14 protein-coding genes and 2 tRNA genes are annotated in these 16,088 nt (G+C 74.1%); 12 read left to right on the top strand and 4 right to left on the bottom strand.

From position 1 onward, the window contains the following. Positions 1-111 precede the first annotated feature (111 nt). The 3 genes from F1D97_RS14555 (at position 112) to secA (ending at position 5,260) form a co-directional block, all read left to right on the top strand. Positions 112-1,455 carry a winged helix-turn-helix domain-containing protein gene (locus F1D97_RS14555; RefSeq protein WP_317618888.1) on the top strand — a complete coding sequence of 448 codons (1,344 nt, stop codon included), beginning with the start codon at positions 112-114 and terminating at the stop codon, positions 1,453-1,455. Between the two features lie 69 nt (positions 1,456-1,524). Then, positions 1,525-2,529 carry a DMT family transporter gene (locus F1D97_RS14550; protein ID WP_236121221.1) on the top strand — a complete coding sequence of 335 codons (1,005 nt, stop codon included), beginning with the start codon at positions 1,525-1,527 and terminating at the stop codon, positions 2,527-2,529. Then, a complete protein-coding gene (secA, locus tag F1D97_RS14545) occupies positions 2,492-5,260 on the top strand; it encodes a preprotein translocase subunit SecA (protein WP_236121220.1) in 2,769 nt (922 codons plus the stop codon). Before F1D97_RS14550 ends, secA begins: the two co-directional genes overlap by 38 nt. Before the next feature lie 98 nt (positions 5,261-5,358). Here the strand turns inward: secA and F1D97_RS14540 are convergent, their stop codons facing one another. After that, positions 5,359-5,967, bottom strand: a complete 609-nt coding sequence (locus F1D97_RS14540; protein WP_236121219.1) for an Rv3235 family protein — start codon at positions 5,965-5,967, stop codon at positions 5,359-5,361. After that, a complete protein-coding gene (locus tag F1D97_RS14535; protein ID WP_236121218.1) occupies positions 5,964-7,085 on the bottom strand; it encodes a LysM peptidoglycan-binding domain-containing protein in 1,122 nt (373 codons plus the stop codon). Before F1D97_RS14535 ends, F1D97_RS14540 begins: the two co-directional genes overlap by 4 nt. Before the next feature lie 165 nt (positions 7,086-7,250). Between F1D97_RS14535 and F1D97_RS14530 the strand changes: the two genes are divergently transcribed. Continuing rightward, positions 7,251-7,778: a hypothetical protein gene (locus F1D97_RS14530; RefSeq protein WP_236121217.1), complete on the top strand. Its 528-nt coding sequence runs from the start codon at positions 7,251-7,253 to the stop codon at positions 7,776-7,778. A gap of 24 nt (positions 7,779-7,802) precedes the next feature. Here the strand turns inward: F1D97_RS14530 and F1D97_RS14525 are convergent, their stop codons facing one another. Further along, entirely contained in the window at positions 7,803-8,039 is a 237-nt protein-coding gene (locus F1D97_RS14525; protein WP_236121216.1) for a helix-turn-helix domain-containing protein, read from the bottom strand. 120 nt (positions 8,040-8,159) lie between these two features. Between F1D97_RS14525 and F1D97_RS14520 the strand changes: the two genes are divergently transcribed. The 5 genes from F1D97_RS14520 (at position 8,160) to F1D97_RS14500 (ending at position 11,189) form a co-directional block, all read left to right on the top strand. Then, positions 8,160-8,855 (top strand): hypothetical protein, encoded by a 696-nt coding sequence (locus F1D97_RS14520; protein WP_236121215.1) that lies wholly within the window; start codon positions 8,160-8,162, stop codon positions 8,853-8,855. After that, entirely contained in the window at positions 8,852-10,180 is a 1,329-nt protein-coding gene (locus F1D97_RS14515; protein WP_236121214.1) for an AAA family ATPase, read from the top strand. The genes F1D97_RS14520 and F1D97_RS14515 overlap by 4 nt, the downstream gene beginning before the upstream one ends. Before the next feature lie 111 nt (positions 10,181-10,291). After that, positions 10,292-10,759, top strand: a complete 468-nt coding sequence (locus tag F1D97_RS14510) for a DUF6912 family protein (protein ID WP_236121213.1) — start codon at positions 10,292-10,294, stop codon at positions 10,757-10,759. 191 nt (positions 10,760-10,950) lie between these two features. Then, positions 10,951-11,022: transfer RNA gene (locus tag F1D97_RS14505), tRNA-Gln, on the top strand. Between the two features lie 94 nt (positions 11,023-11,116). Further along, positions 11,117-11,189 (top strand) — tRNA-Glu (locus F1D97_RS14500). Between the two features lie 202 nt (positions 11,190-11,391). Here the strand turns inward: F1D97_RS14500 and F1D97_RS14495 are convergent. Beyond that, a complete protein-coding gene (locus F1D97_RS14495; RefSeq protein ID WP_094180472.1) occupies positions 11,392-12,111 on the bottom strand; it encodes an IclR family transcriptional regulator in 720 nt (239 codons plus the stop codon). 127 nt (positions 12,112-12,238) lie between these two features. Between F1D97_RS14495 and leuC the strand changes: the two genes are divergently transcribed. From leuC to murA, 3 genes are all read left to right on the top strand, one after another. Continuing rightward, positions 12,239-13,705 carry a 3-isopropylmalate dehydratase large subunit gene (gene leuC, locus F1D97_RS14490; protein WP_236121212.1) on the top strand — a complete coding sequence of 489 codons (1,467 nt, stop codon included), beginning with the start codon at positions 12,239-12,241 and terminating at the stop codon, positions 13,703-13,705. A gap of 31 nt (positions 13,706-13,736) precedes the next feature. Then, positions 13,737-14,399: a 3-isopropylmalate dehydratase small subunit gene (leuD, locus tag F1D97_RS14485; protein ID WP_236121211.1), complete on the top strand. Its 663-nt coding sequence runs from the start codon at positions 13,737-13,739 to the stop codon at positions 14,397-14,399. 370 nt (positions 14,400-14,769) lie between these two features. Continuing rightward, entirely contained in the window at positions 14,770-16,086 is a 1,317-nt protein-coding gene (gene murA / locus F1D97_RS14480; protein WP_236121210.1) for a UDP-N-acetylglucosamine 1-carboxyvinyltransferase, read from the top strand. The last annotated feature ends 2 nt before the right edge of the window (positions 16,087-16,088 follow it).

Raw genomic sequence — 16,088 nt, 5'->3', positions numbered from 1 at the left:
CGGCGGCTCGACCCCGGCCGGGCGCTGTCGCGTCCGGTCCGGCGCCGGGCCGGGTGAGCGCCAGGGTCTCGCGCGGTGTGGCATGTCGGTGGTCGACGGCAGCATGGCCGTGTGGTCACGCGCACCGAGAACCTCAGGACGACCGTGCGGGCCGTCGGCTCCGCGGCGACGGCCGCGCCCGCCGGCGCCGAGCGCTACACGCTCGCGCAGGCGCGGCGCATCGCGCTCGCCGCCCAGGGCCTGCAGCGCCCGCGCACGGGGCGGGCCGTCACGATGCGCCAGGTCCAGCAGGTGATCGACCGCATCGGCCTGCTCCAGATCGACTCGGTCAACGTGCTCGCGCGCGCACACCAGGTGCCGCTGTTCTCGCGGCTCGGACCGTACGACACCACGATGCTCGACCGCGCGGCCGGCCGCGCGCCGCGTCGGCTCGTCGAGTCGTGGGCGCACGTCGCGTCCTACGTGCCGCCGGAGACCTACCGCCTGCTCGAGTGGCGGCGCCGTGCGGACCGGGCGCGGTACGGCGGGCAGCTCGTCGAGGGCGTCCCGATGCGGGACTCGCCGGTGCTCGACGAGGTGCTCACCGTCGTCACCGAGCGCGGGCCGGTCACCTCCCAGCAGGTGCACGCGCTGTTCGCGGAGCGCTTCCCGCGGCCCTCGGGCGAGTGGGGCTGGAACTGGACCGTCGCCAAGAGCGTCCTGGAGTACCTGTTCATCTCCGGCGGCGTCGCCGTCAGCGGGCGCAACGCGGCGTTCGAGCGGCTGTACGACCTGCCCGGTCGAGTCCTGCCGCGCGAGGTCGCGGACGCACCGCCGCCGGACGACGACGAGGCGGTGCGCTCGCTCGTCGAGATCGCGGCGCGCGCGCACGGCGTCGGCACCCTCGGCTGCTTCGCGGACTACTTCCGGCTGAAGACCGCGCCCACGCGCCGGGCCGTCGCGGAGCTCGTCGACGCGGGCGTGCTCGTGCCCGTGCAGGTCGACGGCTGGCGCGAGGCGTACCGCCACGTGGAGGCGGTGCTGCCGCGACGCGGCACGGCGCGTGCGCTGCTCAGCCCGTTCGACCCGCTCGTGTTCGAGCGTCGACGGCTCGAGGAGCTGTTCGGCCTGCGGTACAGGATCGAGATCTACGTGCCCGCGCCGCAGCGGCAGTGGGGCTACTACGTGCTGCCGTTCCTCATGGACGAGTCGATCGAGGCGCTCGTCGACCTCAAGGCCGACCGTGCGACGGGCCGGCTCCTCGTGCAGGCCGCGCACCGGGCTCCGGGTGCACGGGACCGCGTCCCGACGCGGGGCACGAGCGTGCCCGGGGACGACGAGGTCGTGGCCGCGCTCGCGGACGAGCTCGCCCTCGTCGCCCGGTGGACCGGTGTGCCCGACGTCGTCGTCGGGACGCAGGGGGTCGGCGGTGACCTCGTCGCCCCGCTGGCCCGTAGGCTGGCGCACGGTCGCTGAGACGACCGTGCCGCAGGTCAGGGCGGTGCACGAGCGCCTCGGCCGCGCCTGCGGGCGGAGGGAGGACGCGTGGGTCGTCGCGGGGACTTCGGGCTCGTCGCGCTCGCGGGCGTGCTGTGGGGGACCGGGGGGCTCGCCGGGGCCGAGCTGGGTGACGCCGCCGGTCTGACGAGCGCCGCGGTCGCGGCCTTCCGCCTGCTCGGTGGTGGCGGACTGCTGCTCGTCGCGCTCGCGGTCACGGGGCGTCTGCGGGTCGTGCCGCGCACGCGGGCCGCGGCAGAGCGCGTCGTGGCGACCGCGGTCCTCATCGCGGTGTTCGAGGCCGCGTACTTCGAGGCGGTCGCACGTGCCGGCGTCGCGGTGGCGACGCTCGTGACGCTCGGTGCGGCGCCGCTGCTCGTCGCGGCCGCCACCGCGCTGCGCTCGCGCGCGTGGCCCGGGCGCACCACGACGCTCGCGCTGGCCCTCGCGCTCGCGGGCCTCACGGCCCTCGTGCTGGGCCGGGACGCGGGGCACGCGGTCGACGCGGGGGGAGTGGCGCTCGCGCTCGTCGCCGCTGCGGCGTTCGCGTCGCTCACCGCGGTGAACACGCGCGAGGTCCCCGGGCTCGACGGGCTCGCCGTCACCGCGCTCGCGTTCACGCTCGGCGGAGTCCTGCTCGTGCCCTACGCGGCCGCGGTCGGTCTGCGCGTGCCGGACGACGCCGCCGGGTGGGCGTGGCTGGCGTTCCTCGCGGTCGTGCCCACCGCCGCGGCCTACAGCGCGTACTTCACGGGCCTGCGCACCGTGCCGGCGACGACCGCGACGCTCCTGTCGCTGCTCGAGCCGGTCACCGCCGCGGTGCTCGCGGTCCTCGTCCGGGGCGAGCGGCTCGGCCTCTGGGGTGTCGTCGGCGCAGTTCTGCTGGTGACTGCTGTGGTCGTCCTGCGCCCACGGAGCGCCTCCTCGCCTACCATGGTCGGGCTCGGCGACGCCGCCGAGCTCCCGCGCCACCCCGCGCCGACCACGCACGGGGCGTCTACACCAGGAGTCATGCGTGTCAGCGATTCTCGAGAAGGTCCTCCGGCTCGGTGAGGGTCGGGTCCTCAAGAAGCTGTCGGGCATCGCCCAGCAGGTCAACGCCCTGGAAGACGCGTTCGAGTCGCTGAGCGACGCGGAGCTGCGGGAGGAGACCGACCGCTTCAAGCAGCGCCTCGCGGACGGCGAGACCCTCGACGAGATCCTCGCCGAGGCGTTCGCGGCGGTGCGCGAGGCCGCACGCCGCACGCTCGGGCAGCGTCACTTCGACGTCCAGCTGATGGGCGGTGCGGCCCTGCACCTCGGCAACATCGCCGAGATGAAGACCGGTGAGGGCAAGACTCTCGTCGCGACCGCCCCCGCGTACCTGAACGCGCTCACCGGCAAGGGCGTGCACGTCGTCACGGTCAACGACTACCTCGCGAGCTACCAGAGCGAGCTCATGGGCCGCGTGTTCCGGTTCCTCGGGCTGACGACCGGCTGCATCCTGGGGTCGATGACGCCGGCCGAGCGCCGTGAGCAGTACGCCGCCGACATCACGTACGGCACGAACAACGAGTTCGGCTTCGACTACCTGCGCGACAACATGGCGTGGAGCACCGAGGAGCTCGTGCAGCGCGGCCACAACTTCGCGATCGTCGACGAGGTCGACTCGATCCTCATCGACGAGGCGCGGACGCCGCTCATCATCTCCGGCCCGGCGTCGGGCGACGCGAACCGCTGGTACGCCGAGTTCGCGAAGGTCGTGCGCCGGCTGCAGCCCGAGCGCGACTACGAGGTCGACGAGAAGAAGCGCACGGTCGGCGTCCTGGAGCCCGGCATCGAGCGCGTCGAGGACTACCTCGGCATCGACAACCTGTACGAGTCGCTCAACACCCCGCTCATCGGGTTCCTCAACAACGCGATCAAGGCCAAGGAGCTGTTCAAGCGCGACAAGGACTACGTCGTGATGAACGGTGAGGTCCTCATCGTCGACGAGCACACGGGCCGCATCCTGCCGGGCCGTCGCTACAACGAGGGCATGCACCAGGCGATCGAGGCGAAGGAGGGCGTGGCCATCAAGGCCGAGAACCAGACGCTCGCCACGATCACGCTGCAGAACTACTTCCGCCTGTACTCCAAGCTCTCCGGCATGACCGGTACGGCCGAGACCGAGGCCGCCGAGTTCCAGGGCACCTACAAGCTCGGCGTCGTGCCGATCCCGACGAACCGCGAGATGCAGCGCATCGACCAGCGTGACCTCGTCTACAAGAGCGAGACCGGCAAGTTCGACGCGGTCGTGCAGGACATCGTCGAGCGGCACGCCAAGGGTCAGCCCGTCCTCGTCGGCACGACGAGCGTCGAGAAGTCCGAGCTGCTGTCGACCAAGCTGCGCAAGCTCGGCGTCCCGCACGAGGTGCTCAACGCGAAGCAGCACGCGCGTGAGGCCGCGATCGTCGCGCAGGCGGGCCGCAAGGGCGCCGTCACGGTCGCGACGAACATGGCCGGCCGCGGTACCGACATCATGCTCGGCGGCAACGCCGAGTTCATGGCCGTCGCGGACCTCGCCGCGCGTGGGCTCGACCCCGCCGAGAACGCGGAGGAGTACGAGGCCGCGTGGCCCGGTGCGCTCGAGAAGGCACGCCAGGCCGTCGCCGCGGAGCACGACGAGGTCGTCGAGCTCGGTGGCCTGTACGTGCTCGGTACCGAGCGCCACGAGTCGCGCCGCATCGACAACCAGCTCCGCGGCCGCTCCGGCCGTCAGGGCGACCCGGGCGAGTCCCGGTTCTACCTGTCGCTGCAGGACGACCTCATGCGCCTGTTCAACTCGGGTCTCGCCGAGTCGATGATGACGCGCGCGGGCTTCCCGGAGGACCTGCCGCTCGAGTCGAAGATCGTCACGCGCGGCATCCAGTCCGCGCAGTCGCAGGTCGAGTCGCGCAACTTCGAGATCCGCAAGAACGTCCTGAAGTACGACGACGTCATGTCCCGTCAGCGCGAGGTCATCTACGACCAGCGCCGGCGTGTGCTCGAGGGCGAGGACCTGCACGAGCAGATCGGCCACTTCCGGTCCGACGTCATCTCCGCGTACGTCGAAGGCGCGACGGCCGAGGGCCGCCCGGAGGACTGGGACCTCGACGCGCTGTGGACCGCGCTGCGTGCCGTGTTCCCGGTGTCGATCACGCCCGAGGACGTCATCGAGGAGGTCGGTGGGTCGACACGCCTCACGGCCGAGCTCATCACGCGCGAGCTGCTCTCGGATGCCGAGGTGGCGTACGCCGACCGTGAGGAGCAGATCGGCTCGGACAACATGCGCCAGCTCGAGCGTCGCGTGACCCTGTCCGTGCTCGACCGCAAGTGGCGCGAGCACCTCTACGAGATGGACTACCTCAAGGAGGGCATCGGTCTGCGGGCGATGGCCCAGCGTGACCCGCTGGTCGAGTACCAGCGCGAGGGCTTCCAGCTCTTCAACGCGATGACCGACGCCATCAAGGAGGAGACGGTCGCGTACCTGTACAACCTCCAGGTCCAGGTGCAGACCGACGAGGAGACCGCCACGCAGGACGGCCCCGTGGTGACCGCCGACTCCGCGGCGGCCGCCGCGGGTGGCGGGCCGCGCCTGGTCGCGAAGGGCATCGACGGCCCGGAGCGGCGCGTGCCGCTGCAGTACTCGGCACCGTCGGTGGACGGCGACGCGAGCGGTGTCGCGCAGGCCGCTGCGCCCGACGACGAGCCGGCCGCCCCGGCCTCGGACGCGGGCAACCGCGAGGCGCGGCGCCGCGCGGCCAAGCAGCAGCGCAAGCGCTGACGCCGCGGGCCGTCCGGCCCGAGACGCACGACGAGACGCCGCCCGCGGGGGACCCCGCGGGCGGCGTCTCGCGCTGCACCCGAGGGCGCCGCGCCGGGTCAGCCGATCTCGAGCGCGGTCACCCGCCACGAGCGGCGGTGCGCCTCGAGCCGCATCGCGACCGCGCGCACGCGCACGCCGTCGTCGACGACCGCGCTCGCCTCGAGCACCCGCTCCTCGGTGCGGCAGCCGCGCACGCTGCGGACCACCACCGACCGTCCGCCGCCGCGCGAGGCCAGCACTCGCGCGGAGGCGGAGGCGCGCGCGTGCAGCGCGTCGTACACGCCCGGCGTGAGCCACCGCGCGAGCTGGGCGACCGAGCGTCGCCCGACGAGCGACTCGACGCTCGCGAGGGCGAGCGACCCGACGAGCGCGCGCGGGTCGACGGGCGCGGCGGGCGTCGTCTCGTCCGCGGTCTCCACGAGGTCCGTGCGGTCGGCGCTGCGCAGGACGGCGATACGGGTGCGCAGCGTGTGCACGGGCCGCCGGTCGTGCTCGACCTCGGGGAGCGGGGCGGGGGAGGGCGCGAGGTCGGGCAGCGGGCGCACGCGCGGCGCACCGGCCACGCGCAGGTGCGCGCCCGAGCGTGTGCGCCGCGGTGCGGCGATCCCGGCCGCCAGCGCGTCCTCGAGCGGCGAGACGACCTCGGCGACGGTGAGTGCGCTCATCGGGCGACCTCCGTCACGGGAGCGGTGAGCACCTGGCCGGGCAGGAGCACGTCGGGGTCGTCCCCGACGACGTCGCGGTTCGCCTCGTACCAGCGCGGCCATGCGGCGGCGACCTGCGCGTCGCTCGCGCCGTGGGGCAGGTGCGCCGCCGCGATCGACCAGAGCGAGTCGCCGGCCTCGACGACGACGACCGCGGACCCGTTCCCGTGCGCCGCGGCGGGCGCGACGGCCGATGCGAGGGTCGCGCCCGATGCCCCGGCCAGGGCCTGGGGCGCGGTGGCGCCGCTCGCCGACTGCCCCGAGACGTCGTCAGCGAGCCGGGACGCCCCGGCGGCGTCGGTGCTGCCGTCGCCTCGACCGTCTCCGCCGCCGGCAGCCGTGCCGGTCGTCGGGACCCAGCCCGTGGCGACGGGCTCCGGGGACGCGCCGTCCGCAGGGCCGGTGTCGTCCCTGGGCGACGTGTCCGCGGGCGTCCCGGCGTCCGACGGCACAGGCGCGGTGACCTGCCAGGTGAGCGCGGGCGACGCCGGGTCGGGCGCGCCGACCGGCGCCTGCGGGGCCGTGCCGGTGTCCCGGGCGGCGACGACGGGTACGGAGCCCGCCGACCCGACGGCTCCGGCGGCCTGGGCCGGCCCCTCCAGCACGCCCTCGGCGACCCCGTCGGCGCCGGTGCGGGACGCGGCGCCGGTGGACGTGCTCGCCTCGTCGGCGACGCTCAACGCGGTCGGCGACGGGTCGACGGGTGCGGCGTGCGCCCCGGTCGCGACGAGCCCGAGACCGAGGCTCGCGCCCACCGCGCCGGCGACCGCGCGGCGCACCACGACCGGTGCGCAGCGCCGCAGGAGGGCCTCTCCGGAGCGCCAGCCGGCCCCCACCAGGCGCCCGGCGACGCACGCGGAGCCGAGCGCGCACGACACCGCGAGCCACGCGGCCACGATCGCGCCGAGCCCGGCGACGGCGACGTTGACGACGTCCTGCACCGCCAGGGGCCGGTCCGGGTGCGCGGCGGCCAGCGCGGCGAGCACCAGTGCGACCGCGACGCCCGCGGCGGTCAGAGCGGCGACGCCGAGCGTCGCCGCGGTCGTCGCCAGTGGTCGTCGACGAGCGCTGCTTGTCATGTTTCCCCCCGCTTGCTTGCTGATGATGTCGTTTGATGCCGTTTGGTTGGCCTAGGTCTAGTGCAGCGGTGTCCGGTCTGTCCAGTCGTGTCCGCTTCGCGGTCGCTCGGGACCGTTCACGACGAAGCACGCCGCGGCCCGCCGGCGCGCCGCTACCGTGGGCGCGTGCGGTGGGAGGCGTTGTTCGCGGACCTGGAGAGCGGTCTCGACGCCGCGCGGGCGCAGGACCTGCGCGACGAGGTCGCCGAGCTCACGCGGGCGGAGCGTGCGCAGGTGCACCTCGCGGACCGGCTCCGGGCGGCGCGGGCGACGACGCTGCGGCTCGTGCTGCGCGACGGTCAGGCGGTCGACGGCGTCGTGGTCGACGCGGCGCCGCAGTGGGTGCTGCTCGCCCCCGACGGCGTGCGGCGCGCGCTCGTGCCGACGTCCGCCGTCAGCGCGGTCGTCGGCCTCGGCGCGTGGGCCGCCCCGGCGGCGGGCGAGGTCGAGCGCAGGCTCGCGCTCGGCCACGCGCTGCGTGCCGTGGCGCGCGACCGCACGGTCGTGCGGGTCGACGCGCAGGGGGTGAGCGTCTCGGGCCGGATCGACCGGGTGGGCGCCGACCACGTCGACGTCATGCCGGCGGACGTCGCTCGCGGCGCTGCGGGCTGGACGTTCGCGTTCGACGCCCTGCTCGTCGTGCGCTCGGGGTGAGGGGTCGGGTCCGGGACCCGGGCGTCAGGCCTCGTCCGCGCTCTCGTCGTCGAACCCCGCGCCGCTCGTGATGCGCTCACGGGTACGCGCCTTCGCGCGCTGCACGTAGGCCTCGAGGTCGGCCACGTCGACGCGCCAGATCTTGCGACCACCCATCTGGAAGCCTTCGAGCTCGCCCGTCGTCACCATCGTGCGCACCTGACCGACCGAGACCCCGAGGGTCTCGGCGACGTCGGCGAGGGAGAGGTACCGCTGTGGCATGACCGCAGTGTGGCACGCGGTGGCGGGCACTTCCGGTTATCCACAATCCTTCCGTTTCGCCCGCTGTGCCCCGTTCGTCTGCGGCAGGATGCGGAGCGCCGACGACCGAAGGAGCCCTGCGTGGACACCGCCCTGCTCGACCTCCCCGCGCCCACCGCGGCGCGGCTGCGCCGCCCGGGCTGGCGCGACCCGCGGCTCCTCGCGGGCGTCGTGCTCGTCGCGGCCGCCGTCGCGCTCGGCGCGTGGGCCGTGCGCTCGGCGCAGGAGACCGTGCCCGTGTACGCGACGCGCGGCGTGCTCGTACCCGGCGCCGCGGTCGGGTCGGACGACCTCGTGGTCGTCGAGGTGCGGCTGCCGGACCTCGCGAGCGCCGAGTACGTCTCGGCGGCGCGCCCGTTGCCCGAGGACGCGGTCGCGCTGCGCACGGTCGGCGCGGGCGAGCTCGTCCCCGCGGACGCGCTCGGGTCGGCCGCCGACGTGGCGCTGCGCCCGGTCGCCGTGCCGGTACGGTCCGCGCCGTCCGACGACGTCGTGCCCGGCGCGGTCGTCGACGTGTGGTTCACGCCCAAGCCGCCGATGTCCTCGTCGGGCGACGGCAAGGAGGCGAAGGACGACAAGGGCGCCTTCGCGCCCAGGACGCTCGCCGCGGGCGTGACGGTCGCCGAGGTGAACCGGCCCGACGGCACGTTCGCGGCGAGCGGGTCGGCCGTCGTGCACGTCCTGGTCCCGCAGGACGCGCTCGCGCCGCTGCTCGCGGCGCTCTCGGCCGACGGGGCGATCGACGTCCTGCCCGTCCCCGGGCCGGCGGGCCGATGAGCGAGCAGACGCCGGGTGTCGTCGGCGTCCTGTGCGCCGTGCGCGGCACCGCGGAGGTGGCGGTCGTCCGCGCGCTCGACGACGACCCCGCGCTGCGTGTCACGCGGCGGTGCGCGGACCTCGCGGAGCTGCAGGCGGCCGCCGACGCCGGGCTCGGCCGGGTCGCGGTGGTCTCGGCGGACGTCGAGCAGCTCGACCTCACGGCGGTCGCGGTGCTGCGTGCGGCAGGTGCCGCGGTCGTCGTCCTGCTCGACCCGGAGCGCACGTCCGCGGCCGACCGCGCACGGGTCGCGGCGGCCGACCTGGTGCTCGACGCGCCGGTCGACGCCGGGGGAGCAGCCGCGCTCGCGGACCGTGTCGCTGCGCTCGTGCAGGGGATGCACCGCCCGGCCGTGCCCGCTGTCCCGGGCGGGCCCGTCGGACCCGACAGCCCGCACTGGTCGGGTGCGGACCCCTGGGACGAGACCCCGGTCCCGCCGGTGGAGCGCGGTCGGCTCGTCGCGGTCTGGGGTCCCACGGGGGCGCCGGGCAGGTCCACGGTCGCGCTCAACCTGGCCGCGGAGGCCGCGGCCGCCGGCAGGTCGACCCTGCTCGCCGACGCCGACACGTACGGCGGCTGCCTCGCGCAGCTCCTCGGCCTGCTCGACGAGTCGCCGGGTCTCGCGGCGGCGGCGCGCGCGGCGGGCCAGGGCTCGCTCGACCTCGTGACGCTCGCGCGGCTCGCGCCGTACGTGAGCGCCGACCTGCGGCTGCTGTCGGGCATCACGCGCGCCGACCGCTGGCCCGAGCTGCCGGGCTCGGCGCTCGACGCGGTGTGGGTCGTCGCGCGGCGTCTCGCCGCGCTCGTCGTCGTCGACTGCGGGTTCTCGGTCGAGCAGGACGAGGTGCTCAGCTACGACACGCGCGCGCCGCGCCGCAACGCCGCGACGCTGGGTGCGCTGACGGCGGCCGACGAGGTCGTCGTGGTCGGCTCGGCGGACCCGGTCGGCATCCAGCGGTTGGTGCGTGCGCTGTCCGACCTGGGTGAGCTCGGCATCAGCCCGCAGCACGTGGTCGTGAACCGCGTCCGCGCGTCGGTCGCCGGGCCGCAGCCCGCGCGTGCGGTCGCCCGTGCGCTCGAGCGGTACGCGGGTGTCCGCGACGCGGTGCTCGTGCCCGACGACCGTCCGAGCCTCGACGCCGCGGTGCTCGAGGCGCGCACGCTGCGCGAGATCGCCCCGGGCTCGCCGGCGCGTCGCGCGCTCGTCGGGCTCGCGGAGCGCGTGGGGCACGTGCGGTCGGCTGCCGGGGTACCGCCGGTCGCGTCGGTGGCGCCGTTCGCCTGACGCCGTTCCTCTGACGCCATCTCGCCTGACGCCGGATCGTCTGACGCTGATCGCGTGAGTCGGCAGCGGGCCGGTGCGACGGATGGGGCGCACGCGCGGCACACTGACGTCGTGCGCCTCTACCTGCCCGCCACGCTCGACGAGCTCGAGCCGGCCGCCGACGGCTCGGTCACGATCGGTCCCCGGACCGCCCACACGGTCACGCCGGCGCTGCGCGCCGCGCTGCCCGACGAGGACGAGGAGGGGCTCGAGTTCTCCGCGCACCTCATGGCGGCCGACGACAGCCTCGCGCTGCTCGCCGCGCGCGGTGACGCCCCGCGGCTGCGGCTCGTCGTGACGGTCGACGTGCCCGACGGTGCGGTCCGCCTCGACGGGGCGCCGGACGACGCGGGCCCGAGCGCGGTCGCGCTCGTGGACGCCGTCGGGGGCGACGCGATCGCGTGCGTGCACGTCGACGAGCCGGAGGTCGCCGCCGATGTCGCGCGGGCGCTCGACGGGGACGCGGCGGCGGCGGAGCGTGTCGACGACGCCGACCTGCTCTGGTACGACGCGGCCGAGATCGCGCAGATCCCGCGCTGAGCGTCCGATGCCGGCCGGCGGCAGGGGAGCGTGGGCGTGCTGACGTGGCGCGGCTCTCACTGGTGGCGGTTTGGTCGACGGGCGTGCGACCGGGTAACGTTCTCGGGCGGTACGACGTCCGGATGAGTCCGAACCGAGTGGCCCTCACGACCCGTCGTGGGGCTGCCGGGAGGCACGGAAGTCATACCCCATGGGGTATGGTGTAATTGGCAGCACGACTGATTCTGGTTCAGTTAGTCTAGGTTCGAGTCCTGGTACCCCAGCGCGAGCACCGCTGATCGGACGGTTCGGAGCACGAGCGAACGTCGGGTAAAGTGTTCACACGCAAGCGAGGCCCACGGGTCACGCAGGCGATAGGCCCCCGTTGTGTAGCGGCCTAGCACGCCGCCCTCTCACGGCGGTAGCGCCGGTTCGAATCCGGTCGGGGGTACGTCGGAAGGCCCGGTCACCACGGTGACCGGGCCTTCGTCGTTCTCGCGAGTCGGTGCGTGCGGGCGTCGACGAGCCGGGGGGATCGTCGCGCGTCGGTGCGGCCCGTACCGCGCGGGGGACGCCGAAGGCCCCGGCGGGGGGCCGGGGCCTTCGGGTCGCGCGGGAGATCGGGGGACGGGGGATCAAGGGGAGGCCGGACGTCACTCCGCGGTGCGGCGCAGCACCTCGGTGAGGCGGTTCGCGGCGGAGACCACCGCGGCGGCGTGCAGGCGGCCCGGCTGGCGCGTCAGCCGCTCCAGCGGTCCGGATACCGAGACGGCCGCGACGACGCGTCCTGACGGCCCGCGCACGGGCGCGGAGACGGACGCGACACCGACCTCGCGCTCCGAGACCGACTGCGCCCAGCCGCGGCGACGCACGCCCGACAGGATCGTCGCCGTGAACTTCGCGCCCTGCAGGCCGCGGTGCAGCCGGTCGGGCTCCTCCCAGGCGAGCAGCACCTGCGCGGCCGAGCCGGCCTGCATGGTGAGCGTCGCGCCGACGGGGATGGAGTCGCGCAGGCCGATCGGCCGCTCGGCCGCGGCGACGCAGATGCGCTGGTCACCCTGCCGTCGGTAGAGCTGCGCGCTCTCCCCGGTGTGGTCGCGCACGGCGGCGAGCACCGGTCCGGCCGCGGCCAGCAGGCGGTCCTCGCCCGCCGCGGTGGCGAGCTCGGACAGGCGCGGGCCGAGGACGAACCGGCCCTGCATGTCGCGGGCGACGAGCCGGTGGTGCTCGAGCGCAACTGCGAGACGATGGGCGGTGGGGCGAGCAAGATGGGTGGCGGTCACGAGCTGCGCGAGGGTCGCCGGACCGGCCTCGAGCGCGCTGAGGACGGCTGCGGCCTTGTCCAGGACGCCGACTCCGCTAGAGTTGTCCATAGGCCGATATTGGCGTCTCGCAGGCTGAGATGCAAGTGCGAAGGCACAAGTCCCGAGAAGTCAGCCCCGATCGGCCGCAAGAACCGGGAACACCCCCACCCGGACGAGCAGAACAGGACCGCAGCACATGGCCGGTACGTTGGCGGAGAAGGTCTGGGACGCGCACGTCGTGCGACGAGGCACCGACGGAGCCCCCGACCTCCTCTACATCGACCTCCACCTCGTTCACGAGGTCACCAGCCCGCAGGCGTTCGAGGGTCTGCGTCTGGCCGGCCGTCAGGTCCGCCGCCCGGACCTGACGCTCGCCACCGAGGACCACAACACGCCGACGCTCGACATCGACCGCCCGATCGCGGACACGACGAGCCGCACGCAGATCGAGACCCTGCGCACCAACGCCAAGGAGTTCGGCGTGCGCATCCACTCGCTCGGCGACGCGGACCAGGGCATCGTCCACCAGGTCGGCCCGCAGCTCGGGCTCACGCAGCCGGGCCTCACGGTCGTCTGCGGTGACTCGCACACCTCGACGCACGGTGCGTTCGGCGCGCTCGCGTTCGGCATCGGCACGTCCGAGGTCGAGCACGTCCTGGCGACCCAGACGCTCCCGCTCGCGCCGTTCAAGACCATGGCGATCACCGTCAACGGCCGGCTGCCCGAGGGCGCGACCAGCAAGGACATCATCCTCGCGGTCATCGCCAAGATCGGCACCGGCGGCGGCCAGGGCTACGTCCTGGAGTACCGCGGCGAGGCCATCCGCGCGCTGTCGATGGAGGCGCGCATGACCATCTGCAACATGTCGATCGAGGCCGGCGCGCGCGCCGGCATGATCGCGCCGGACGAGACCACGTTCGCGTACCTGCAGGGCCGTCCGCACGCGCCCGAGGGCGCCGACTGGGACGCGGCCGTCGAGTACTGGCGCACGCTGCGCTCGGACGACGACGCGGTCTTCGACGCCGAGGTCGTCCTCGACGCGGCGGACCTCGAGCCGTTCGTCACGTGGGGCACCAACCCGGGCCAGGGCCTGCCGCTGTCGGCCGACGTGCCGGTCCCCGAGCAGATCGCCGACGCCAACGAGCGCGTGGCCGCCGAGCGTGCGATCGAGTACATGGGCCTGACGCCGGGGCAGCCGCTGCGGTCGATCAAGGTCGACACGGTCTTCATCGGCTCGTGCACCAACGGCCGCATCGAGGACCTGCGCTCGGTCGCGAAGGTCGTGCGCGGCCGCAAGAAGGCCGACGACGTGCGCGTGCTCGTCGTCCCGTCGTCGGCGCGCGTGCGCCTGCAGGCCGAGGCCGAGGGGCTCGACAAGATCTTCCTCGACTTCGGTGCGGAGTGGCGCAACGCGGGCTGCTCGATGTGCCTCGGCATGAACCCCGACCAGCTGGCGCCGGGGGAGCGCTCGGCGTCGACGTCGAACCGCAACTTCGAGGGTCGTCAGGGCAAGGGCGGGCGCACGCACCTCGTCTCGCCGCTCGTCGCGGCCGCGACCGCCATCCGCGGCACGCTGTCGTCCTACGCGGACCTCGGCACGGGTGAGCCCGCGCCGGACGGCTCGCCGCTGGCCGACGCCGACGCCGGCCTCCAGACGGTCTGACGACCCGACGACGAACGAGAGAGACAGACCCATGGAGAAGTTCACCCAGCACACCGGCGTCGGGGTCCCGCTGCGTCGCAGCAACGTCGACACCGACCAGATCATCCCCGCCGTCTACCTCAAGCGCGTCACGCGCACGGGGTTCGAGGACGCGCTGTTCGCGGCGTGGCGCGGCGACCCGGCGTTCGTCCTCAACCAGGACGCGTACCGCAACGGCTCCGTGCTCGTGGCCGGCCCCGACTTCGGTACCGGCTCGTCGCGTGAGCACGCGGTGTGGGCGCTCAAGGACTACGGCTTCAAGGTCGTGATCTCGGCGCGGTTCGCGGACATCTTCCGCGGCAACTCGGGCAAGCAGGGCCTGCTGGCCGCCCAGGTCGCCCAGGAGGACATCGAGCTGATCTGGAAGATCCTCGAGACGCGTCCTGGCACCGAGGTGACGGTCGACCTCGAGGCCCGCACGGTGACGTGCGACGACGTCGTCGTCCCGTTCCACGTGGACGACTACACGCGCTGGCGCCTCATCGAGGGCCTCGACGACATCGGCCTCACGCTGCAGCACGTCGACGAGATCCAGGCGTTCGAGGAGCGTCGCGAGTCGTGGCGTCCCGCGACGCTGCCCGCCAAGCATCTTCCGCCCGTGGAGATCAAGGCCGCGCGTCCGGTCGAGGTCGCGATCGGGCGACGCCCCGCCTGACCGGTCCGACGACGACCCCGGTGCGCCTCTCGCGGGCGCGCCGGGGTCGTCGCGTGCGACCACCGTCTTCGCGCTAGCGTGGGCGGCGGCCCGTCGCGCGGGGAAGAACCCCGCTGCCGTCCGGGTTGGCAGTGCTCGGGGCAGGACGACTCCGGCCGGTCGGCGCGAGGTGCGGCGGCGGCGGGAGGACGAAGACCAAGAACGAACCGGGTGGGGGCAAGCCGCCCGGCAAGAGGTCGCCACGCAGTCGCCGCGCGGGTCGTGTCCCGCGCGCGCGGGTGTCGGCGGTCTGTGAAGGTGTCGTGCGGAGCAGGGTGCCAGGACCCCGGGGAGACGGGGACCGGTGCCGTGGGTAGGCGAGGATGGGCGCGTGAACGATCTGCTGTACGTCAACGGTGGCAACCCGCTGCGGGGAGAGATCACCGTGCGTGGCGCCAAGAACTTCGTGTCGAAGGCCATGGTGGCCGCGCTCCTGGGTGAGACCCCGAGCGTGCTGCGCAACGTGCCGCAGATCCGCGACGTGGCGGTGGTGCGCGGTCTGCTCGAGCTGCACGGTGTGCGGGTCGATGCCGACGACGCGGCCGGCACGCTGCACCTGGACCCGAGCGACGTGGAGATCGCGCACGTCGCGGACATCGACGCCCACGCCGGCTCGAGCCGGATCCCGATCCTGTTCTGCGGCCCGCTGCTGCACCGGTTGGGCGAGGCGTTCATCCCCGACCTGGGCGGCTGCCGGATCGGCGACCGGCCGATCAACTACCACCTCGACATCCTGCGGCAGTTCGGCGCGGTCGTCGAGAAGCGCCCCCAGGGCATCTACCTCAGCGCACCCACCCGCCTGCAGGGCACCAAGATCGCCCTGCCGTACCCGAGCGTGGGCGCCACCGAGCAGCTGCTCCTCACGGCCGTGCGTGCCGACGGCATCACCGAGCTGTCGGGCGCGGCGATCGAGCCCGAGATCATGGACCTCATCAACGTCCTGCAGAAGATGGGCGCGATCATCTCGGTCGACACCGACCGCGTGATCCGCATCGAGGGCGTCGAGCGGCTCGAGGGCTACCAGCACACCTCGCTGTCCGACCGGATCGAGGCGGCGTCGTGGGCGTCCGCGGCGCTCGCGACCGGCGGTGACATCTACGTGCGCGGCGCGACGCAGCCCGAGATGACCACGTTCCTCAACACGTTCCGCAAGGTGGGCGGCGAGTTCGTCGTCGACGACGAGGGCATCCGCTTCTACCACCCGGGCGGCGACCTGCGTTCGATCCAGCTCGAGACCGACGTGCACCCGGGCTTCATGACGGACTGGCAGCAGCCGCTCGTCGTGGCCCTCACCCAGGCCAAGGGCCTGTCGATCGTGCACGAGACGGTGTACGAGAACCGGTTCGGGTTCGTCGACGCGCTCGTCGGCATGGGCGCGACGATCCAGGTCTACAAGGAGTGCCTGGGCGGGCGGCCGTGCCGGTTCGGCCAGCGCAACTTCTACCACTCGGCGGTCATCAGCGGCCCGACGCCCCTGTCGGCCGCGGACATCGAGGTGCCGGACCTGCGTGGTGGCTTCAGCCACCTCATCGCGGCGCTCACCGCGAAGGGCACGTCGCAGGTGCGGGGCATCAGCCTCATCGACCGCGGCTACGAGCACTTCATGGACAAGCTCTCGGCGCTCGGCGCCGAGTTCAGCCGCGACTGATC

The sequence above is a fragment of the Cellulomonas palmilytica genome (genome assembly GCF_021590045.1).
In the GTDB taxonomy this organism is placed as follows: domain Bacteria; phylum Actinomycetota; class Actinomycetes; order Actinomycetales; family Cellulomonadaceae; genus Cellulomonas; species Cellulomonas palmilytica.
Note: the sequence above shows the minus strand (reverse complement) of the source record. Positions and strands in the feature narration are given on the sequence as shown.

What these genes read in the sequence shown, in the direction of transcription:
- leuC (WP_236121212.1), top strand. Translation starts at nt 12,239, where the DNA reads ATGGCCGGTACGTTGGCGGAGAAGGTCTGGGACGCGCACGTCGTGCGA.
- F1D97_RS14495 (WP_094180472.1), bottom strand. Translation starts at nt 12,111, where the DNA reads ATGGACAACTCTAGCGGAGTCGGCGTCCTGGACAAGGCCGCAGCCGTC.
- F1D97_RS14525 (WP_236121216.1), bottom strand. Translation starts at nt 8,039, where the DNA reads ATGCCACAGCGGTACCTCTCCCTCGCCGACGTCGCCGAGACCCTCGGG.
- F1D97_RS14535 (WP_236121218.1), bottom strand. Translation starts at nt 7,085, where the DNA reads ATGACAAGCAGCGCTCGTCGACGACCACTGGCGACGACCGCGGCGACG.
- F1D97_RS14540 (WP_236121219.1), bottom strand. Translation starts at nt 5,967, where the DNA reads ATGAGCGCACTCACCGTCGCCGAGGTCGTCTCGCCGCTCGAGGACGCG.
- leuD (WP_236121211.1), top strand. Translation starts at nt 13,737, where the DNA reads ATGGAGAAGTTCACCCAGCACACCGGCGTCGGGGTCCCGCTGCGTCGC.
- F1D97_RS14515 (WP_236121214.1), top strand. Translation starts at nt 8,852, where the DNA reads ATGAGCGAGCAGACGCCGGGTGTCGTCGGCGTCCTGTGCGCCGTGCGC.